Genomic DNA, 20,284 nt, shown 5'->3' with positions numbered 1-20,284 from the left:
CATTTCAAAAATTTGGCGTTATTTTTGCTATCTTTAATTAGAATTTAAAATTTAAAAAACAATGATTGGATATTATATATTAATTGGTGCCATTTCTTTAGTGAGTTGGTTAGTAAGTAGTCAATTAAAAAGCAAGTTTAAGAAATACTCGCAGGTGCATTTGCGAAACGGCATGAGTGGTGCTGAAATTGCAGAAAAAATGTTGGCCGATCATGGAATTAGAGATGTTGAGGTGATTTCTACACGAGGACAATTAACAGACCATTATAACCCTATAAATAAAACTGTGAATTTAAGTGAGTCGGTTTATAATCAACGTAATGCTGCTGCGGCGGCTGTTGCTGCTCACGAATGCGGACATGCGGTACAACACGCTACAGCATATAGTTATTTAACTATGCGTTCTAAATTAGTACCTGTGGTACAAATTACCTCAAGTATGTCACAATGGGTCGTGTTTGGTGGTATTGCTTTAATGGCAACAGAAGCTATGGGTGGCATGGGCCAATGGGTTGCTATTGCTGGTCTAGTTATGATGAGTTTTGCAACATTATTTAGTGTGATAACATTACCTGTTGAGTATGATGCAAGTAATAGAGCTTTAGCATGGTTAAAAAATAAAAATATAGTAACTCCAGATGAATATAAAGGTTCTGAAGATGCCTTAAAATGGGCCGCTAGAACATATTTGGTGGCTGCCATTGGTGCTATTGCTTCATTAATGTATTGGGCACTTCAAGTTTTTGGAGGGCGCGATTAAAACCATATAAAAATTACCTATTAAAAGCTCTGAATTTTTTCAGGGCTTTTTTGTTTTCAAAGTATAATGACGTTTAAGTAAAAAATAAATGTTTAAAGAGACTTTGGTTTATAATATTAGGCTAAAAATAAATATCAATTCTGGTGATTTTCATGATATAGATTAAGGATTACCTTTTCAAGCCTCCAATCATTTTTAAAGCTTAGATATGGATGTTTTTGGCTATGATTTGTTTTTCTAATTCTAAAAGAGTGTATAATAATTTTATTACAAAATTAATTGGTATATTCAGTCTTTCAAACAGTTAACTCATTAAAATTTATATTATGAAAAAAAAATACCCTTATTCAAAAAAAACATTAATTAGCGCCATATTTTTCAACCTGTCTCTTTTATTGGGCTTTAGTATGTCTGCACAAATTGTGAACTTTACCATTGATACTGCCATTGATGACAACATAAGTTTTTATATTACCGAAACTATTATTTCGGGAACTGATACTTATGTATTAAAGGTCGATCATGCTCAAAATGTTGAAACATTGGATGATTTAGGTGGTGGTGATCTTGTATTTTATTTAGGGAGTGCTTCATCAAACGCTCCGTTTATTTTGACCATTACCAAAAATGGGCAACCCACTAATTTTGATCTTATCAGTATTGATTATGATCTTCTTACATCACCAGGGACGCTATCGCTCACCAACCAAAATGGTGCCTTTATTTCAAACCCAACTTTATACCAAGTCGGCTCCGGAACCTTGTCTATTACCAATCCTGGTGACGCTTTGAATATTAACAAGATAAATATTATTCCAACAACGGTCCAAGATTTAAATAATTTTGGCTTTCACAATATAACAGTTCAGATGACGCCCACTTTAGGAGTGGATGAAAATGCCATGCTTGCCAAGAATGTAAGTGTTTTTCCTAACCCATCCAACGGCGATATAGAAATCAGGTCAAATATTGGTTTGGAAAAAGCAGTGGTTGTCGATTTAAACGGCCGTAAAGTAATTACATATAAACTTAACGGAATAATTGGAAGCCAAAATCTGAAAATGAACGCTTTATTATCTCAAGGAGTGTATTTTATGACCGTTTTTTCGGCAAAAAATACGATTACAAAAAAGTTAGTTATCCATTGATAATTAGTCTTTTAAAGGGTGGTTACTCGTCACGTAATTGATGCGTTAATAAATCAATAATAAAATACGATACAAAAGCTCTGAATATTTTCAGGGCTTTTTTGTTTCTTTATTGCATAATAACAGGTCATGAAAAATCCATTAGAATATTATAAAACCCATTTACAGATTTATAAAGTGCAAGTGCAACGCTTAACTAATACAATGACGCTTTTTAGCTTGTATCGATTAGCGGTGTTTGTGGGTGTTGGCTTTGGTGTGTATTTCTTTTTTAACCAATGGCAAATTGCAGTGCCAATAGCGGTTTTTGGTGTTATTTTGTTTGTTTATTTGCTTTCAAAGCATACAGATATAAAAAGACAGCGCGATTTTAATAAAGCTTTAGTAAGCATTAACGAGGATGAAATTAAAATTGCTGAGGGCGATTTTCTTAGTAGAGATAAAGGTTTACAATATCAAGATCCTTCGCATTATTATAGTTTAGATATTGATTTGTTTGGTCGTGGTTCGTTTTTTCAATTTATAAATAGAACAACCATAAAAGAGGGAGCAGCACAATTAGCAAATGCGCTTAAAGCTAATAATGTAGATGGTATTACTGCTAGACAAAAAGCTATTGAAGAGTTAAATAACAAACCCAAATGGAGACAGTATTACTCGGCAACCTCTAGTTTAGTGCAAGTTGAAACACCAGCAAAACAGATTATTGGGTGGCTACAAAGTCATAAATCCTTTTTACCAAAACTGATGTCTTGGTTGCCTTTAGTGTTTAGTTTAGGTACGCTTGTTTTGTTTGTGCTCACCGTTTTAAATGTTATTCAAAATAAAGCCATAATAGGCTATTGGTTATTTGTTGGGTTAGCCATTACGGGGCGTTACCTTAAAAAGATTAATGTTCTGGCTGCTAATACCGATAAAATTAGAGATACCTTTCGTCAATATGCAGCGTTGTTAGATTTGATTGAAAACGAGTCTTTTACTTCGGAATTGTTACAGCAAAAACAGAAGCAAATTCAGTCGGACAATAAGAAAGCTTCTGAAATTTTTAAAACATTTTCAAAGGCATTAGATGCTTTGGATAATAGAAATAACCTGATAGGAGCCATTTTTGGAAATGGGTATTTTTTAACCGATGTTAAAAACAGTTATAAAATAGAACAATGGATAGCGCAGTATGGCCATAAGGTATCCGATTGGTTTGAAGTGGTTTCGTTTTTCGATGCTTACAATTCCTTTGGAAATTACACTTATAACCATCCGGAATTTGTGTTTCCACAGATTTTAGAAAATGGAGCAGTTATAAAAGCCAAAGATTTAGGACATCCCTTGCTAAATAAAGAAAAACGCGTGGATAGTAATCTAACTATAGATAATGAACAATTTTTTATTGTTACTGGCGCAAATATGGCGGGTAAAAGTACATTTTTAAGAACCGTATCCTTACATATTGTTATGGCTAACGTTGGGTTACCTGTTTGTGCAAAATCAACACAGTATTCGCCTGTAAAATTGATAACAAGCATGCGTACAACAGATTCTTTAGCCGATGATAGTTCGTATTTCTTTTCAGAATTAACACGACTTAAATACATTGTCGATACCATTCAAAAAGAGCCTTATTTTATAATTTTAGACGAAATTTTAAAAGGAACCAATAGTACAGATAAGGCCATAGGTTCTAGAAAGTTTGTTGAAAAATTAGTGGCATCAAATGCCACAGGAATAATAGCGACACACGATTTAAGTTTATGTGAAATCGAACAAGAATTAGAAGATGTGAAGAACTATTATTTTGATGCCGAAATTATTAACGATGAGCTTCATTTTGATTATACATTAAAAACAGGTATTTGTCAAAATATGAATGCGTCGTTTTTGTTGAAAAAGATGGAGATTGTTTAGATATTTGGGCATTCTTATGAAGCTAGAAATCGATTTATGAAGAGCAATTTTTAGTTGGGTTTTTTTCAAATGTTACATCTTGGTTACTTAATATAAGTGCTGTCTTATAGAAAACCTTGAATTTATTAACTTTATTTTAAGTAACTTTTTACAAAGAAATGGGTCTTATTAGTACATTTAATATTAAAAAAAAGAAATATGAAATATTTATTGATAGTACTGTTTTTAGGGTTAGGGTATGTTGTTAACGCCCAAGATGTTAGTTTTAATGGGGAGCCATACGAAATTAAAAAAGATAAAATTTTTAAAGCTGGGGTCGATGTTACTGAAACCTTATCGGAGGAGGATAAGGCAGGTGTTTTAGCAGCTTTTGATAGTAAAATGACTCAAATTAAAAATGCCGAAGAAACTAAAAAACGTATAGAAAAGGCTGAAAAGGACCAGGAAAAAGCTGAAAAAGAACAAAAACAAGCGGAAAAGAAGCAAAAAAAGGCCGAAAAGGAATTAAAGAAAAGACAAAAAGCACAATCTAATTTTGACAAGGCGACTAAAAAACAAAAAGACGCTTTCGCAAAATACGAGAAGTTAAAAAGTAAAGGTAAATTGTCGCCAGTTGATGAAGAAAAATGGCTGGAAAAAATCGAAAAATATAAAGAAGCTACAGCAAAAGCCAAGAAAAAATTATAAGGTGCTAAATAGAAATAATCGCTTTCTGTTTTAAAATAGAATTAAAAAACGTTATTTTAAGGTTTAGTATATACTATCTATGCAAAAAGACCTTAAAATAGCGTTAATTCAAACCGATTTAGTTTGGGAAAATCCTGAGCAAAACCGTGTAAACTTCACAAATAAAATTAAAAATATTTCCGAGGATGTCGATATTATTGTACTTCCCGAAATGTTTACTTCTGGTTTTACTATGAATGCTTCGGCAGTTGCCGAAACTATGGATGGGAAAACGGTGACTTGGTTAAAAGAATTAGCTTTGCAAGTAGATGCTGCCATTGTTGGCAGTTTGGTTATTTCAGACCAAAATAGGTTTTATAATCGTTTGCTTTTTGTTGAACCTTCAGGGCATGTAACGCATTACGATAAACGCCACTCGTTTACCTTAGTTGGCGAAGAAAAAATATATACTTCAGGTACTAAAAAAGTTATTGTAGATTATAAAGGTTGGAAAATCTGCCCTTTAATCTGTTACGATTTACGTTTTCCCGTATGGGCAAGAAATATCGAGGATTATGATGTGTTACTTTATGTTGCTAATTGGCCAAAACCGAGAGTTTCAGCTTGGGATACTTTATTAAAGGCACGAGCTATTGAAAATATGTGTTATTGCATTGGCGTTAATAGAGTTGGAGTTGATGGCGTAAATGCTGCGTATTCTGGTCACTCGGCAGTATATAATGTACTTGGAGAACAACTAGTAGCGTTTCCTCCAAATGTAGAGGAAACCAAGATAGCTACACTCGAAAAAAGACATGTTGAAGCTTATAGAAACAAGTTTAAGTTTTTAAACGATAAGGATCAATTTAAAATTATTTAAACGTAAGTGTTTCTTGTATTCCCCAATCCGCTCTAATTTCAATCTCTTGAAAATGACTTATTTTTTCTGGTTGAATCTTTTTTAGGTAGTTACCTGTGTCAAACATTTTATTGCCATTAACATCATGTACAACACGTATAGAATACATGCCTGCCGTTAAATTTAAGAAATCTATTGGGCCTTTTTCAGCGGCATAGCGTTCTTCTTTTACTTCCCCTTTTTTATCTGTTAATTGAATAATTAGTGGGTAAGTAGCATTAACAATAGTGAATCGTACATAGCCAAAATCCGAAGCTTTTTTAGTTCTTAAAGTTAAATTTAAGGTGTCCTTGTTTTTATCGCCATAAAAATCTTCAAAGGCTTCAGGTAGTATCTCAATTTTATAATTGTTGTTTTCGGTTTTATCAAACTTAAACAAATAGGCGTTTTGTAAGGTGTCAAAATCTGTAGTGAAGGTTACGGCTGTAGAGTCTTTATCCATCATTCTTAGTTTCGAAACATCAAATTTTGTTAACGGCGTGGTACCCGATATTTTAAAATCTTCGTTGTAAGCAATATTACCCGAAGGTGAAGTTCCAATAACTAACGTGTCTCTGTCTTTCTTGTTCAATCTAACAGTGAAATCTTTTTTGTAATCTTTATTCGTTACTTTAAAAAGTAAAGAGTCGGTTTCAAGTTTAGGTTTATACCAGTAATTTAAGGTGTCTGTAACAGGGTCTTTAGTAATGCGGTATTCAAAATCAGAAGGCGCTTCAGAAATAAGGTCTATTTGCATGCCTTCATAGTCGCCTTCAAAACCAAATGCTATTTTTTCGCCCGAAATTAAACGCGGTCTAGTTGCCTTATAATCTAATTTTTCGTTAAAAAGGCGCAAGGTGTAGGTTGTATCTGTAGGTACCTCAATAAAGTTATTATGAAACGCTATTTGATCTGTTTTTTGTTGAAATTTATTATCGCCATTGCCATCCTTTAAAGCCATTAATAAATACTTGCCAGGTTTTAGGTTATCAATAGAAAATGTGGTTATACTATCTAAAGTATTGGTGATGTATTTAGGAGCAGATTTGTAAACAACAGAATCTGAAAACGAGGAGTCTACTTCGTAAAGAGCAACGTTAACAAAGGTTTCAGGCTTCTTTTTTAAAGCGTCAACAATTTTACCTTTTACAGAAAGCGAATCAATATAGTCTCCTGTAGATAGTACATAACGATAATAAGGATAAGGGTTGCCTTCGTTATTATCCGTTATACTATTTCCAAAATTAAAAGCATAAGTAGTGTTAGGTTGTAAGGTGTCGTAAATTTTTATGGTAATGGATTTACTGCCGCCACTTAAAGGAGAAACGTCTGGTGCCGTATTCATAGGAGGCGAAATAATAAGTTGCTTTGAAATGTCCTTTATTTTAATATACTCATCAAAATAAACTTTGATTTCATTGCCTTTAAAATTGGTTGAATAATTTTCTGGTTCAGATTTTACAATTCTCGGAGGTGTTTCGTCTTTTGGTCCACCTTGTGGCGTTCCACGATTAGCACAACTTATAATAATTAAGCCAATAATTAAGGCGAAAATAAAATTTGAAAGGGTCTTATTCATCAACAACTTAAATTTTTAGCAAAAGTACATGAATTCGGTTAAAAAATATAACGATAATATATTTATGCTATTGCCATAACAGCAATACTTATTTTTATGTTTTTAGCTTCGTTTAAAACTAAAATGCAAGCTTCGAGAGTGGCGCCGGTAGTAATTAAATCATCAACAATTAAAATGTGCTTGTTTTCAATTTTCGATGGGTTTTTAATTGTAAAAAGCTGGTTGTCGTTGGTCCACCTGGCAAAGCGTTTTTTTGTGACTTGCGATTTGGTGTTGGTTATTTTTAAAAGTACATCATCAACATATTGTGCATTTAACGCTTCTGCTATTTGTTGTCCAAATTTTGCCACTTGATTAAAACCTCTTTTTTTTAATTTGTTTTTGTGTAATGGCACAGGAATAACCATATCAATATGTTTATAGGCATCGAGGGTTTTTAATTCGCCACCAAGCCAATTTCCTAAAACGAAACCTATATGCTCATGGTTTTTATACTTTAGGTTATGAATAAGGCGTTGTACATGGCCTTTTTTTTCAAATCGAAACAGGGCAGTGCCGTTTTCAATTAGCGCACGACCGTAAAGTACCTTTTTTACACTATCATTATTATCAAAATGGAAATTGGTAATGGGCAAATCGTGTCGGCAGTCTAAACAGATGGTATCTTCATTATCATCTAGTAAATTATGGCATGCATAGCATACTTTAGGAAAGAATAAATTTACTAATGAGTTAAGCATAATAAAAAAATGTAGTCTTGTAAACTTAATTATTTTTAACAAAATGACGTTTGTTTTAAGCGGTTTTTTATTTTTGCACCTATGGCAAATCAAGATGATCAATTTAAGAAGGTAATTTCGCATGCAAAGGAATACGGATATGTGTTTCAAAGTAGTGAGATTTACGACGGTTTAAGTGCAGTATACGATTATGCACAAAACGGCGCAGAATTAAAGAAAAATATACGCGACTACTGGTGGAAAGCCATGGTGCAAATGAATGAAAATATTGTAGGTATTGATGCTGCAATATTTATGCATCCAACCACATGGAAAGCTTCTGGCCACGTTGATGCGTTTAATGACCCATTAATAGACAATAAAGATTCTAAAAAACGTTACAGAGCAGATGTTTTAATAGAAGATTATTGCGCTAAAATTGAAACAAAAATTGAAAAGGAAGTTAAAAAGGCTGAAAAACGTTTTGGTGATGCCTTTAATAAAGAAGAATTTGTTTCAACTAACGGACGTGTAGTTGGTTATCAAGAAAAGATAAACACGATTCTTTCTAGAATGGCGAAATCTTTAGAAAAGGAAGATTTAGCCGATGTAAAATTGCTTATTGAAGAATTAGAAATTGCCGATCCTTTAACAGGAAGTAAAAACTGGACAGACGTTAAGCAGTTTAACTTAATGTTTGGAACAAAATTAGGAGCTTCTGCCGAATCTGCTATGGATTTATATTTGCGTCCAGAAACGGCTCAAGGTATTTTTGTTAACTTTTTAAATGTACAGAAAACAAGCCGATTAAAAATTCCGTTTGGAATAGCGCAAACAGGTAAAGCCTTTAGAAATGAAATTGTTGCAAGACAATTTATTTTTAGAATGCGTGAGTTTGAACAAATGGAAATGCAGTTTTTTATAAAACCAGGAACTCAAAAAGAGTGGTATGATTACTGGAAAGAACACAGGATGAAATGGCATTTATCTTTAGGACTGGGGGCTGATAATTACCGTTTTCATGACCATGAGAAATTAGCGCATTACGCTGATGCTGCTGCCGATATTGAATTTAAATTTCCGTTTGGTTTTAAAGAATTAGAAGGGATTCATTCAAGAACCGATTTCGATTTAAAAGCACATGAAGAGCATTCCGGGAAGAAATTACAATATTTCGATCATGAAGATAATGCAAGCTATACACCGTATGTTTTAGAAACATCTATAGGTTTAGACCGTATGTTTTTAGCCGTTTTTTCAAATTCTTTACAAGAAGAAGAACTAGAAAATGGCACAAAAAGAACCGTTTTAAAATTACCGAGTGTTTTAGCTCCAGTAAAAGCAGCTATTTTACCATTGGTTAAAAAAGATGGTTTACCAGAAATAGCAAAACAAATTGTTGAAGAATTAAAATGGGATTTTAATGTGATTTATGATGAAAAGGATGCCGTAGGACGTCGTTACAGAAGGCAAGATGCCAACGGAACACCTTTTTGCATTACTGTAGATCATGACTCTAAGGAAGATGGTACAGTTACTATACGTCATAGAGATTCTATGGCGCAAGAGCGTGTTAAAATTGAAGACTTACGTAATATTATTAAGCAAGAGGTAGATGTTCGTTCTTGGTTAATGAAAATGTAATTGAAGTCTGCGAAAGTAGTAACTTTATATAGTAATAAAAAAATCCCAGCATAGTCTGGGTTTTTTTGTTTTATAAAAAGCGCTTAGTTGTATGCATTCCCTTAAGACGGGAAAATAATGGCCTTATTTCAAGCTAAAACATACATGTAAGTATTTGATTTAAAATTGAAACTATAAATTGCGTTAGGGATTGCAGTGGAAAGCCTACAGCCCGACGTAGGAGGTGCGAGGACTTGCAGCGCAAAGCCCGACCCTTGGGTAACGCCCAAATATTAAATGTTTAAAGGGTTGTAGCCTAAATAAGGGACTTCTTTTTCTTGAAACGTAATGCCGTAGTTTTCGAGTTCTTTTAAAATGGGTTGATAGACCTCTTTGGTGATAGGAATTTGAACGCCAGGAGTTTTTATTTTGCCATTTAAAATGGCAAGTGCAGCCATGGCAACGGGTAGTCCCACGGTTTTTGCCATAGCGGTATAGGTTTGGTCTTCGCCTAGTGCAACCATGTTTGCGTCTATTTGATGTTGGTTTCCGTGTAGTTCGTAACCGAATTTATGATACATCACTATCATGTCTTTGTCCGTTTTTGATAAGGTCCAGCTATCCATTAATATTTTTTGTAGGATTTGTGCGGGAGTTGCTTTTTTGAGTTCTACAGGTTTATTAGGATTGAAAATATCGAGTTCTACGAGTTTATCCCAAACCACATCATCTTGATCGATTTTTAGCTGGTGGCGCAGTTTTAACTCTACGGAGTCTGTAGTACTGTAAGGGAGAAATGCGTTTACAAAATCGCGGTAACTCATGTTTTCACTGTCGTCTATGGTGTAGCTATCGTCCGTCATACCAAGTGTAGCAAAAATATGCCATGCACGACTAAAACCTACACGACGCATGGTGCCGCGGTATAGTGTTTTAACGTTATCTAAGCCATAAACGCTTTGGTATTTTAAGGAGTCGCGGTTGGCATAAACTTCAAAACGTCCAAAATTCGGGATTTCTAAAAATTCTGTGCGCCTAAACAAACGGTTATACGGAATGTATTTGTATGCGCCTTCTTGAAGAAATTTAGCTGCTCCGCCTTGTCCTGCAATCACTACATTTCTAGGGTTCCAAGTAAACTTGTAATTCCAAAGATTATTGTCGCTTTCGGGCGCTACTAAACCGCCGGTAAAGGATTCAAATAAAATAATTTTACCACCTTTATCTCTGATGCTGTCTAAAACTTGCATGGCACTCATGTGGTCTATTCCGGGATCGACTCCAATTTCATTCATTAAAACTAGGTTGTTAGCTTTAGCGTCGAGGTCCAGATTTTGCATTTCTGGACTTACGTAACTTGCCGTTACCATGTGTTTTTTGTAGGTAATACAATCCTTAGCAACTTCAATATGAAAGTGAGCTGGAAGCATAGATATTACAATATCTGCATTTTTAATGGCATGAATTCTTGATGAGTTATCAAACACATCTAAGTGGATAGCTTTAGCCTTTTTATGGTTGCCAATTAACGATTTTGCTTGGTCTAGATTTAAATCGCCTACCGTAATAAATAAATTTTCGGAATCGGATTTATCTAGAAGATATTTTAATAAGTAGGCTGTTGATTTTCCTGAACCAATGACTAAAATCTTTCGCATATTAAGTAAATTTGTTGTGATAAGAGATATGCTGTTTTGGCATTTTATTGGACTAATTTACTAATTATTAAGTGTAATTTTAAAGAATAACTAAAGGAAGATGAATAAAACAATATTGGTTACTGGTGCTATTTTGGGAGTTGTGAGTATTATTTTGGGAGCTTTTGGTGCCCATGCCTTAAAGGAATTAATTCCTGAAACAGCTCAACAAACTTTTGAAACAGGGGTGCGCTACCAAATGTATCATGCCTTATTACTTTTATTTATTGGCCATAGTACTTTAATTGAGACAAAAACTAAAAGCATCATTTTCTATTTGGTTGTTATCGGGCTTTTGTTTTTTTCTGGTTCTATTTATGGGTTAGCGACAAATACATTGTCTGGTTTTAATTTTAAATCTATTGGTTTTATAACGCCAATAGGCGGGTTATTGTTAATTGTGGCGTGGTGTTTTATGATAGTATCTTTTTTGAATATTTCTTCGAAAAAAGTCGATTAATTTAGGGATGCTTGAAAAAAATATCTTTATTTTGTGTTTTAATATAATTTAGAGCCAAGTTATGGGAAATAACAGTGAAGTTACGAAAACGATTTCGTTAGAAAAGTACGGTATTAAAAGTGCCAAAGTAAACTATCAATTAACTCCCCAAAAATTACATGATATTACGGTATCAAAAGGGTTGGGTGTCGAAGCAGCTTCTGGTGCATTGGCAGTTAATACAGGTGAATTTACGGGGCGTTCTCCCAAAGATCGATTTATAGTTAAAGACGAGGTAACTAAAGATAGGATTTGGTGGGGTAATGTCAATATTCCGTTTGAGCCCAATGATTTTGATAAGTTATATGCTAAGGTTGTTGATTATTTATCTGAAAAAGAGCTGTTTGTGCGTGATTGTTATGCCTGTTCAGATGAAAATTATAAGCTAAAAATTCGTGTCATTAATGAATACCCTTGGAGTAATCAGTTTGCATACAATATGTTTTTACGCCTAACAGATGCGGAGCTAGAAAATTTTAACCCAGAATGGACTATTGTTAATGCTCCAGGATTTATGGCTGTAGCTGAAGAGGATGGAACACGTCAACATAACTTTGCGATTTTAAATTTCACAAAAAAAATAGCCTTAATTGGTGGAACTGGTTATACAGGCGAAATTAAAAAAGGTATTTTTTCTGCATTAAATTTTATATTACCTGTTTTTAAGAATACGATGCCTATGCATTGCAGTGCTAATGTTGGTAAAGATGGAGATACAGCTATCTTTTTTGGCTTATCGGGTACAGGAAAAACAACGTTATCAACGGATCCAAATAGAAGTTTAATTGGTGATGATGAGCACGGTTGGACAAACGAAAACACCGTATTTAATTTTGAAGGTGGTTGCTATGCTAAGGTTATTAATTTATCAAGAGATAATGAACCTGAAATATACGATGCCATTAAAAAGGGTGCAATTCTAGAAAATGTTATTTTAAATGATAAAGGTGATGTAGATTTTACTGATACATCTATTACACAAAATACACGTGTAAGTTATCCTATTCATCATATTGAAAATATACAAGTACCTTCTATAGGTAAAAATCCGAAAAATATATTTTTTTTAACGGCTGATGCTTTTGGAGTTATTCCACCAATTTCGAAGTTAACACCTAGCCAAGCGGCTTACCATTTTATATCTGGTTATACTGCTAAGGTAGCAGGAACAGAAGCTGGTGTTAAGGAACCTGTGCCATCATTTTCGGCATGTTTTGGAGCACCTTTTATGCCTTTGCATCCTGCTAAATACGCAGAAATGTTAAGTGATAAAATGATAAAGGCTGGTGTTAATGTGTGGTTAGTAAACACTGGTTGGACTGGTGGTCCTTATGGTGTTGGAACACGAATGAAATTAAAGTACACTCGCGCCATGATTAATGCCGTTTTAAATGGAGATTTAGGACTTTATAATTATGATGATTACCACATTCATTCGGTGTTTGGTGTAGCGCAACCAAGAAGTTGTCCAGGTGTACCAACAAGTGTCTTAAGTCCAAGATCTACTTGGGATGATGATGAGGCTTATTACACTACTGCTTTTAAATTAACCAATGCGTTTAGAGAAAACTTTAAAAAGTTTGAAGCGCATTGTACCGAAGAAATAAGACGTGGTGGCCCACAACGCTATGCGTTTTAAATAACTAATTGTTTTTATTTTTATAAAGGCCTTAGTTTTAATCTATAAAGGGGTAATTTTATAATTATCCCTTATTTTAGGTATTATATAATGTAAAGAATACGGTTTTATCGCTTTAAACTCATGTGTCCTTGTAGAGTAGAACTATCATTGTAAACGATTTGATACCAATAATCATCAGTTGGTAACATATTACCATTACTTGTACCATCCCAACCTTTTTCAATATCAATTATCGTTTTTAAAAGTTTGCCGTAGCGATTATAGATGTTAACATGTGCTATCCTGTTTACGGGGTTTGGGGTTATCCAGAAGTCATGGATTCCGTCGTTATTTGGGGTGAAAAATTTTGGTGGTAAATGAATGCCAGCTTTTCCAGTAGTAAAAATTTCTTCGGTACATCCTATAGCTTCACCTGCTAAATTGTAAGGCTCTATAATAACATAGATTCTAGTGTTTTCTGGAAGATCGGCAGGGATATCGTAGCGTGTTATATTTCCAACATCAAATCGATTATAGATATCAATATTATCGGTAAATGTTTCAACCGTCAGCATATAACCGGTAGCGTCTGAAATTGGAAGCCATTCTAAATCGGTACCCACAGGAACATCAAAAGCATCTGCCAAGGGTAAAACTAGTTTTGTGCAATTAGGAACAGGAAACACAGCTCCCGTTGTAAAGCTTTCAGATACACAACTAGTGGCGTTACCTTGGTTGTTATAAGGTGTTATGGTAACAAAAACACGGGTGTTTCCGGGGAAATCGTTTGTTGGATTGTAGTAATTGTTGCTGCCTACATCAAAATTGTTTAATATATCGGTACCTCCAGCAGTAGTACCAATACTTAATGTGTATCCTGTAGCCTCTGAGGCGGCAAGCCATGTTAAGTCTGTATTAAAAAGAACATCTGTATCACCATCCTTTGGAATAGAAAGCGTTGTACAGTTTGGCGCTAAACCCGAACCTCTTGTTATAAAGTGTTCTTGTATACATGAGGAATTATCTCCAGACGCGTCGTAAGGTATTATGGTTACATAAATACTTGTATTAGCAGGGTAGTTTCCTGAAAGGTTGTAAGTTGTTGTGTTTCCAATATCAAAGTTGTTTAAAAGTTCCGTTCCGCTTACCGTTGTGCCGATAGATAATCTATATCCTGTTGCATTTTGCACTTTAAGCCATTTTAAATCTGTTGCAACAGATACATTAATAGCATTATTTAACGGTTGTACTAGATTGGTGCAGGTAAGCCCTGGTGCTGATGCACCGGTAATAAAGTTTTCTTCAATGCAGGTTGTAGCGTCACCATCGGTATTATAAGGCGTTATTGTTACATAAATATTTGAGCTTCCCGGTAAATTTACCGGTAGGTTGTAAAAGGTAGAGTTGCCAACATCAAAATGATCAAGAATATCTGTGGCTCCTGGAGTTGTACCTAGGGTGAGTTTATATCCTGTAGCATTTGGAATAAAATCCCAAGTAAAATTGGTTTCTACAGATACATCAGTATCTCCATGTAATGGCTTAATTAAGGTGGTGCAACTAGGAGGTAGTAATGTTGTTATTTCACCGTTATTAGATTCTGTACTAGATAAAACACTACCATACACTATTGTTGTTAAGACTAAGAACAAAAAAGAAGTATAGTATGTTTTTAAACAATGTTTTATCATGGTGTTTGACTTTGACAGAAAATTGTAATGTTAAATCATACTCAATATTACAAAATAGTTAAGGAATGGTTTATAAATTAAAAGTCAATTCTTATAAATTATTGTTTAGAATTGGGGGTGGTAGTCTATTTTTAAAATATTATTAGTTTGATTTAAGTTAATATGATAACCAAAAAAAGGGGATAATTTTTTAAAATTATCCCCTTTTTTTAATCTATAATAAAATAAAGTCTTATTTCCCTTTATTAGCCTTTTCAATATATTTCTGTAACGCCATGGTCATTGAAGGAGTTTCAGGAGTTGGAGCAGCAATATCTACACGTAATCCTTTTTCTTCAACAGCTTTAATAGTGGTATTTCCAAAAACAGCGATTCTAGTTTCGTTTTGTTTAAAATCTGGAAAGTTTTGAAATAAAGATTCTATACCAGAAGGACTGAAAAATACCAACACATCGTACGATACGTTTGCTAAATCAGATAAATCACTAACTACAGTTTTGTAAAATGTAGCTTGTTTCCAATTAACCCCTAAAGCATCAAGTGTATCTGGGACAGCCGGCTTTACCTTATCTGTATTAGGTAATAGGAATTTTTCGTCTTTGTATTTTTTAATTAAAGGCGATAATTCAGCAAAAGTACGTTTCCCAACATAAATTTTACGTTTTCTGTACACTACATATTTTTGTAGGTAGTATGCCACAGCTTCAGACTGACAAAAATACTTCATAGAGTCTGGAACTTTAAATCGCATTTCTTCAGCTATTCTAAAAAAATGATCAACAGCATTTCTACTTGTTAAAATAATAGCAGTGTAATCGGCTAAATCAATCTTTTGATGCCTAATTTCTTTGGCAGACACACCTTCAACATGAATAAATGGTCTAAAATCAATTTTTACACGTTGCTTTTCTTGTAAATCAAAGTAGGGAGAGTTCTCTATTTTAGGTTCTGGTTGAGATACTAAAATGGTTTTCACTTTCATAAGCGCTAGCGTTTGTTTTTCTTTTAATTAGAAATAAATACCTTATATAAAATGATATAGGGTGCGATTTCGAGAGCGCAAAGATACAAAATAAAATAAAACAAGTTGTTTTTTATTAAACTTTGATGTGTTTTAAATGAACTAATTAAGCCAATAATATTAACAATTAGCATTATAATAACAATTACGTAAATTATTGTTAATGTTGGCGTAAAGGTGTACAACAATAAAGCGTTGATGGGTAATAATAAAAGACCTAAATAATTTTTAAAACTTATTTTTTGAAAAAGATATTGGTCTATAAGTTTATCAATTTCTAAAAGACTACCAATTAATCGCTCAATAAGGACCTTAATTAGGATAAAAACACCAATACTAAAGGTGAGTTTAAACATGGTGTTGGCAGAAATAATTTGGGTATTGGTAAGTTGTTTATAACTTATAAAACAGAACACTGAAACCGAAATAATTAAGTTGGTAAATAGTAAGGCATCAAACTTGTCGAAAAATTTCTGATCTCTAGAGTAAATTTTCAAGTACCTATCATTTCCTAGGACTAAAACAAAGTCATCAAAACGTTTTGGCGCTGTTAATTTGGCTATAGCTACAATTAATAAGCCTATAATTAACAGGACGGTAAATATTTCGTTTGAAACGAGGTGTCGAAGCATGCGATAAAATTATCATAATTTTTAATATTACTAGATATTATTAAGGAATATTTAAAATAAATAAAAATCGATTAATGTACATTTGCCAAAAGAAAAAAGATTGACCAAAGAGGATATGTCGAAAACGGTTGTAATTATTCCAACATATAATGAGATTGAAAATATAGAAGCCATAATTAGGGCTGTGTTTTCGCAATCACCTATGTTACATGTTCTTATAGTCGATGATAATTCGCCAGATTTAACAGCCTTAAAGGTTAAGGAGCTTCAAGAAGAGTTTAAAGATAAATTGTTTTTAGAAGTTAGAAAGGAAAAATCTGGGTTGGGTACAGCATATATTCATGGCTTTAAATGGAGTCTAGCAAAAGGCTATGACTATATTTTTGAAATGGATGCCGATTTCTCGCATAATCCAGAGGATATTTTAAAATTGTACCATGCTTGCCATAATGAAGGGGCTGATTTAGCTATAGGATCGCGCTATAAAACAGGGGTAAATGTGGTTAATTGGCCAATGAATAGAGTACTTATGTCTTACGGCGCATCAAAATATGTGCGTCTTATTACAGGTATGAAAATCCATGATACTACTGCAGGATTTGTGTGTTATAAAAAGAAAGTTTTGGAAACCATAGATTTAGATGCTGTAAAGTTTATTGGTTATGCCTTTCAAATAGAAATGAAGTTTAAAGCCTATTTAAAAGGATTTAAAATTGTAGAAGTACCAGTTATATTTACTGATAGAACATTAGGAGAATCAAAATTACATTCAGGAATTATTTCTGAAGCTATTTTTGGGGTTATCTCAATGAAGTTGAAAAGTTTATTTAAGAAATGAAACGTATGCAAATGAAAACTAAACTAATTAAGAATGCTAAAATAGTTAACGAAGGCACTATTTTTAATGGCGATGTATTGATTGAAGGTGATTATATTAAGCAAATAGGAGAGTTTATTAGTCCTAAATCTGCCGATGTTCAAGTTTATGATGCCGAAGGAAAATATCTGTTGCCAGGTGTTATAGATGATCAGGTTCATTTTAGAGAACCGGGATTAACGCATAAGGGGAATATTGAAACCGAATCTAAAGCAGCCATTGCAGGAGGTATTACCTCTTTTATTGAAATGCCAAATACAAACCCACAGTCTACTACCATTGAAAAGTTGGAGGAGAAATTTGATATTGCGGCAAAAACATCATCTGCAAATTATTCGTTTATGTTTGGTGGTACTAACGACAATTTAGACGAAATTTTAAAAGTAGATAAAACCAAAGTAGCGGGTTTAAAATTATTTTTAGGATCATCGACAGGAAATATGTTGGTTGATAACCCTGAAGTTTTAGAGAAAATTTTTGAAAGTACCGATATGGTAATTTCTGTGCATTGCGAAGACGAGGGTACTATTAAGGAAAATTTAAAGGCACATATTGAAAAGTTTGGAGACGATATTCCTGTAAAATATCATCCTATTATTAGAAGTGAGGAAGCTTGCTATATATCCTCATCGAAGGCTATAGAATTGGCTAAAAAAACAGGAGCAAGATTACATGTGTTCCATTTATCTACTGGAAAAGAAACGAGTTTGTTTACAAATAAAATACCTTTAGCCGAAAAGAAAATTACTGCCGAGGTTTGTATCCATCATTTATGGTTTTCTGATGAAGATTACGATAAAAAGGGTACTTTAATTAAGTGGAATCCTGCGGTAAAAGGCGAAAAAGATAGGGACCAATTATGGGAAGCACTTTTGGATGATAGAATAGATGTTATTGCAACAGATCATGCGCCACATACTAAGGAGGAAAAAGATAACGTTTATACTAGTGCGCCTTCAGGTGGCCCGTTAGTGCAACATGCCTTACCAGCCATGTTAGAAATGTTTCATAAAGAAAAAATATCTTTAGAAAAAATTGTAGAGAAAATGTGCCATAACCCGTCAATATTATTTCAAGTTGAAAAACGAGGGTACATTAAAGAAGGTTATTTTGCCGATATGGTTTTGGTGGATTTAAATAACCCATGGACCGTAACAAAAGATAATATTTTATATAAATGTGGGTGGTCACCTTTTGAGGGCGCGACTTTTAAATCTAGAATTACACATACATTTTTAAATGGTACCTTGGTGTATCATAATGCGAAGTTTAATGATGTTAAAGCAGCAAAACGTTTAACTTTTAATAGATGATTTTAAAACGACTTTTACTTGTTGTTGGAATAATTTTTATGGCGCTAGCTTGTACTAATTTAAAAGGTCCAGAAAAGCCAAAAAAATTAATCTCCAAAGATAAAATGGTGGATATTTTAATTGACGCTAGACTATTAACATCTGCTAATTCTAAAAACAAGATGATTATGAGAGATAGTGGTCTTGATATGAATAACTATGTTTTTAAAAAACATAATATTGATAGCTTACAATTTGCTTTAAGCAATAGTTATTACTCCTATTATGTTGATGAGTATGAGGAGATTTATACCAAGTTAACTGATAGCTTAACAAAATTAAAAGAAGTTTTAAAAGAACAGGAAGCTAAAGAGTGGAAAGAACAAACTAAAAGAGAAGCAGATTCTTTAGCAGCAGTTTTAAAAGAAAAAAATAAGACAGTAGATTCCTTAAACGTTAATCCAATTGATAAAAGTGTTTTTAAAAAACCAAATGGCGAGCGTTTAAAGAAAAATAATGGTGAAATAGATGAAGAAAAGTTATTGGAAGAAAGTATACAGGAAATAGAAGGTTTAGTAGAACCTATTTCAGATAAAGGTTTCCAATAGCAGTAATGGTGTTATCAACAGCTTTAAATTTATAGTTTAAAGCTGTTTTTATTTTAGTACTACTATAATGTTTCTCTGTAGTTAACGATTGCACTAAATGTTTAGTTAATTGTCTTCGTTTACCTGTTAGTTTATGTTTTAACCAATCCATTTTCCAAGCCATATTCAAAAGTCTTTTACTTGCTTGTTTTTTAGGAGGTTTTGCATTTACAGCTTTTGCCAAGGCATGTAAAAACCTTTTGTAAGTCCAGTTTTCTGCAACTAGAATAAAGCGTTCATTTTTAATTTGGCTATGCATTAACGTTATCATTATATCAATAACATCATTTACAGCTACCAATCCAACTGTGCCAGAAGGATAGTATTTAAAACCTTTTTTAGCTTTTTTAAATAAATTCCCTGTGCCATAACGCCAAATACCGGCACCTAAAATAACACCAGGGTTTACAATTACAGCATCAAGACCTTCTTGTGTACCTCTCCAAACCTCCATTTCGGCACCATATTTTGTAATGGCGTAAACGTTATTGTCATCTTCAGGATTCCAAATGGTTTCTTCTGTTATTTCAGTGTTTTTTAAAGTATTGCCTAGTGTTGCAATTGAGCTCACATAACAAAGCTTTTCAATTTTATTAGAAATACTTAGGTTAACAATATTTGCAGTGCCCACAATATTTGTTTTTCGTAAAAGTTGGTATTTATCGGGCTCAAACGATACAAACGCGGCGCAATGATATACTTTTGTAATTCCTATAAAAGCATCACTAAGTGCAGAGATATCCAAGAGGTCTGCCTCAACCCATTCTATGCGGTTAAATAAAGTATCGCTATTATCAGTATAACAAGAGAATACATCTTTAGTATTAGAAATTTTTTGTTTATTTCTGTAAATAGCTCTTACTTTATCATTATCGGAAGCAAGTTTATATAGTAAATGCGCTCCAACTAGTCCTGTTCCTCCTGTTACTAATATCATGCAACTAAATTAAAGAATTATTCATAATCCATAAGGAATTATACTTGTATTTTTATCTTTGCATAGTTTTGTAAA

Annotated in this window: 18 protein-coding genes; 11 read left to right on the top strand and 7 right to left on the bottom strand. The window is 33.3% G+C overall.

What is annotated here, in order from left to right; genetic code table 11:
- Nucleotides 1–61 precede the first annotated feature (61 nt).
- The 5 genes from ABJM36_RS11090 to ABJM36_RS11070 all read left to right on the top strand — a co-directional run bounded on the left by ABJM36_RS11090 (nucleotide 62) and on the right by ABJM36_RS11070 (nucleotide 5,356).
- On the top strand, nucleotides 62–760 hold the full coding sequence (locus ABJM36_RS11090; RefSeq protein WP_348451513.1) for a zinc metallopeptidase: 699 nt from the start codon (nucleotides 62–64) through the stop codon (nucleotides 758–760).
- A gap of 326 nt (nucleotides 761–1,086) precedes the next feature.
- Nucleotides 1,087–1,908 carry a T9SS type A sorting domain-containing protein gene (locus ABJM36_RS11085; RefSeq protein WP_348451512.1) on the top strand — a complete coding sequence of 274 codons (822 nt, stop codon included), beginning with the start codon at nucleotides 1,087–1,089 and terminating at the stop codon, nucleotides 1,906–1,908.
- 129 nt (nucleotides 1,909–2,037) lie between these two features.
- Nucleotides 2,038–3,810, top strand: a complete 1,773-nt coding sequence (locus ABJM36_RS11080; RefSeq protein WP_348451511.1) for a DNA mismatch repair protein MutS — start codon at nucleotides 2,038–2,040, stop codon at nucleotides 3,808–3,810.
- 198 nt (nucleotides 3,811–4,008) lie between these two features.
- Nucleotides 4,009–4,497, top strand: a complete 489-nt coding sequence (locus ABJM36_RS11075) for a hypothetical protein (RefSeq protein WP_348451510.1) — start codon at nucleotides 4,009–4,011, stop codon at nucleotides 4,495–4,497.
- 79 nt (nucleotides 4,498–4,576) lie between these two features.
- Nucleotides 4,577–5,356 carry an amidohydrolase gene (locus ABJM36_RS11070; protein WP_348451509.1) on the top strand — a complete coding sequence of 260 codons (780 nt, stop codon included), beginning with the start codon at nucleotides 4,577–4,579 and terminating at the stop codon, nucleotides 5,354–5,356.
- Here the strand turns inward: ABJM36_RS11070 and ABJM36_RS11065 are convergent.
- Nucleotides 5,349–6,953, bottom strand: coding sequence for an Ig-like domain-containing protein (locus ABJM36_RS11065; RefSeq protein WP_348451508.1), 1,605 nt, complete (start codon nucleotides 6,951–6,953; stop codon nucleotides 5,349–5,351). The two genes, ABJM36_RS11070 and ABJM36_RS11065, sit on opposite strands and share 8 nt — an antisense overlap.
- A gap of 62 nt (nucleotides 6,954–7,015) precedes the next feature.
- Nucleotides 7,016–7,693: a phosphoribosyltransferase family protein gene (locus ABJM36_RS11060; protein ID WP_348451507.1), complete on the bottom strand. Its 678-nt coding sequence runs from the start codon at nucleotides 7,691–7,693 to the stop codon at nucleotides 7,016–7,018.
- Between the two features lie 81 nt (nucleotides 7,694–7,774).
- Here ABJM36_RS11060 and ABJM36_RS11055 point away from each other — a divergent pair, with 81 nt between their 5' ends.
- The gene (locus ABJM36_RS11055) at nucleotides 7,775–9,316 is read left to right on the top strand and encodes a glycine--tRNA ligase (protein WP_348451506.1); all 1,542 of its coding nucleotides are present in this window, start codon (nucleotides 7,775–7,777) and stop codon (nucleotides 9,314–9,316) included.
- Nucleotides 9,317–9,588: 272 nt separating this feature from the next.
- Here the strand turns inward: ABJM36_RS11055 and ABJM36_RS11050 are convergent, their stop codons facing one another.
- Entirely contained in the window at nucleotides 9,589–10,953 is a 1,365-nt protein-coding gene (locus ABJM36_RS11050; protein ID WP_348451505.1) for a saccharopine dehydrogenase C-terminal domain-containing protein, read from the bottom strand.
- Between the two features lie 100 nt (nucleotides 10,954–11,053).
- On the opposite strand from ABJM36_RS11050, the gene ABJM36_RS11045 reads away from it, so the two are divergent.
- Together ABJM36_RS11045 and pckA are read left to right on the top strand one after the other, a co-directional pair.
- Nucleotides 11,054–11,452, top strand: a complete 399-nt coding sequence (locus tag ABJM36_RS11045; protein WP_348451504.1) for a DUF423 domain-containing protein — start codon at nucleotides 11,054–11,056, stop codon at nucleotides 11,450–11,452.
- Nucleotides 11,453–11,513: 61 nt separating this feature from the next.
- Nucleotides 11,514–13,130, top strand: a complete 1,617-nt coding sequence (gene pckA, locus ABJM36_RS11040) for a phosphoenolpyruvate carboxykinase (ATP) (RefSeq protein WP_348451503.1) — start codon at nucleotides 11,514–11,516, stop codon at nucleotides 13,128–13,130.
- 107 nt (nucleotides 13,131–13,237) lie between these two features.
- On the opposite strand, the gene ABJM36_RS11035 is transcribed toward pckA, so the two are convergent.
- From ABJM36_RS11035 to ABJM36_RS11025, 3 genes are all read right to left on the bottom strand, one after another.
- Nucleotides 13,238–14,803: a T9SS type B sorting domain-containing protein gene (locus tag ABJM36_RS11035; protein WP_348451502.1), complete on the bottom strand. Its 1,566-nt coding sequence runs from the start codon at nucleotides 14,801–14,803 to the stop codon at nucleotides 13,238–13,240.
- Between the two features lie 232 nt (nucleotides 14,804–15,035).
- Complete coding sequence (locus tag ABJM36_RS11030; RefSeq protein WP_348451501.1) at nucleotides 15,036–15,785, bottom strand: uroporphyrinogen-III synthase; 750 nt, start codon at nucleotides 15,783–15,785, stop codon at nucleotides 15,036–15,038.
- A 23-nt stretch (nucleotides 15,786–15,808) separates the two neighbouring features.
- The gene (locus tag ABJM36_RS11025) at nucleotides 15,809–16,456 is read right to left on the bottom strand and encodes a DUF4271 domain-containing protein (protein WP_348451500.1); all 648 of its coding nucleotides are present in this window, start codon (nucleotides 16,454–16,456) and stop codon (nucleotides 15,809–15,811) included.
- Nucleotides 16,457–16,571: 115 nt separating this feature from the next.
- Between ABJM36_RS11025 and ABJM36_RS11020 the strand changes: the two genes are divergently transcribed.
- Genes ABJM36_RS11020 through ABJM36_RS11010 form a run of 3 tightly spaced genes read left to right on the top strand, consistent with a single transcriptional unit; the run spans nucleotide 16,572 to nucleotide 19,233 of the window.
- Nucleotides 16,572–17,294, top strand: a complete 723-nt coding sequence (locus ABJM36_RS11020) for a polyprenol monophosphomannose synthase (protein WP_348451743.1) — start codon at nucleotides 16,572–16,574, stop codon at nucleotides 17,292–17,294.
- Nucleotides 17,295–17,305: 11 nt separating this feature from the next.
- On the top strand, nucleotides 17,306–18,646 hold the full coding sequence (locus ABJM36_RS11015) for a dihydroorotase (protein WP_348451499.1): 1,341 nt from the start codon (nucleotides 17,306–17,308) through the stop codon (nucleotides 18,644–18,646).
- Entirely contained in the window at nucleotides 18,643–19,233 is a 591-nt protein-coding gene (locus ABJM36_RS11010) for a DUF4296 domain-containing protein (RefSeq protein WP_348451498.1), read from the top strand. Before ABJM36_RS11015 ends, ABJM36_RS11010 begins: the two co-directional genes overlap by 4 nt.
- Here ABJM36_RS11010 and ABJM36_RS11005 read toward each other — a convergent pair.
- A complete protein-coding gene (locus ABJM36_RS11005; RefSeq protein WP_348451497.1) occupies nucleotides 19,208–20,209 on the bottom strand; it encodes an NAD-dependent epimerase/dehydratase family protein in 1,002 nt (333 codons plus the stop codon). The genes ABJM36_RS11010 and ABJM36_RS11005 overlap by 26 nt on opposite strands.
- Nucleotides 20,210–20,284 lie beyond the last annotated feature (75 nt).

Origin of the sequence: Algibacter sp., assembly GCF_039977455.1 — a bacterium.
Lineage (GTDB): Bacteria > Bacteroidota > Bacteroidia > Flavobacteriales > Flavobacteriaceae > Algibacter_B.
This window is presented reverse-complemented; position numbering and strand designations above follow the sequence as displayed.

Bases quoted from the DNA above. Each gene is read 5' to 3' on its own strand.
- ABJM36_RS11060 (WP_348451507.1), bottom strand. From the start codon at position 7,693: ATGCTTAACTCATTAGTAAATTTATTCTTTCCTAAAGTATGCTATGCA.
- ABJM36_RS11075 (WP_348451510.1), top strand. From the start codon at position 4,009: ATGAAATATTTATTGATAGTACTGTTTTTAGGGTTAGGGTATGTTGTT.
- ABJM36_RS11090 (WP_348451513.1), top strand. From the start codon at position 62: ATGATTGGATATTATATATTAATTGGTGCCATTTCTTTAGTGAGTTGG.
- pckA (WP_348451503.1), top strand. From the start codon at position 11,514: ATGGGAAATAACAGTGAAGTTACGAAAACGATTTCGTTAGAAAAGTAC.
- ABJM36_RS11020 (WP_348451743.1), top strand. From the start codon at position 16,572: ATGTCGAAAACGGTTGTAATTATTCCAACATATAATGAGATTGAAAAT.
- ABJM36_RS11055 (WP_348451506.1), top strand. From the start codon at position 7,775: ATGGCAAATCAAGATGATCAATTTAAGAAGGTAATTTCGCATGCAAAG.
- ABJM36_RS11005 (WP_348451497.1), bottom strand. From the start codon at position 20,209: ATGATATTAGTAACAGGAGGAACAGGACTAGTTGGAGCGCATTTACTA.
- ABJM36_RS11035 (WP_348451502.1), bottom strand. From the start codon at position 14,803: ATGATAAAACATTGTTTAAAAACATACTATACTTCTTTTTTGTTCTTA.
- ABJM36_RS11065 (WP_348451508.1), bottom strand. From the start codon at position 6,953: ATGAATAAGACCCTTTCAAATTTTATTTTCGCCTTAATTATTGGCTTA.
- ABJM36_RS11030 (WP_348451501.1), bottom strand. From the start codon at position 15,785: ATGAAAGTGAAAACCATTTTAGTATCTCAACCAGAACCTAAAATAGAG.
- ABJM36_RS11080 (WP_348451511.1), top strand. From the start codon at position 2,038: ATGAAAAATCCATTAGAATATTATAAAACCCATTTACAGATTTATAAA.
- ABJM36_RS11050 (WP_348451505.1), bottom strand. From the start codon at position 10,953: ATGCGAAAGATTTTAGTCATTGGTTCAGGAAAATCAACAGCCTACTTA.
- ABJM36_RS11070 (WP_348451509.1), top strand. From the start codon at position 4,577: ATGCAAAAAGACCTTAAAATAGCGTTAATTCAAACCGATTTAGTTTGG.
- ABJM36_RS11045 (WP_348451504.1), top strand. From the start codon at position 11,054: ATGAATAAAACAATATTGGTTACTGGTGCTATTTTGGGAGTTGTGAGT.
- ABJM36_RS11025 (WP_348451500.1), bottom strand. From the start codon at position 16,456: ATGCTTCGACACCTCGTTTCAAACGAAATATTTACCGTCCTGTTAATT.
- ABJM36_RS11010 (WP_348451498.1), top strand. From the start codon at position 18,643: ATGATTTTAAAACGACTTTTACTTGTTGTTGGAATAATTTTTATGGCG.
- ABJM36_RS11015 (WP_348451499.1), top strand. From the start codon at position 17,306: ATGAAAACTAAACTAATTAAGAATGCTAAAATAGTTAACGAAGGCACT.
- ABJM36_RS11085 (WP_348451512.1), top strand. From the start codon at position 1,087: ATGAAAAAAAAATACCCTTATTCAAAAAAAACATTAATTAGCGCCATA.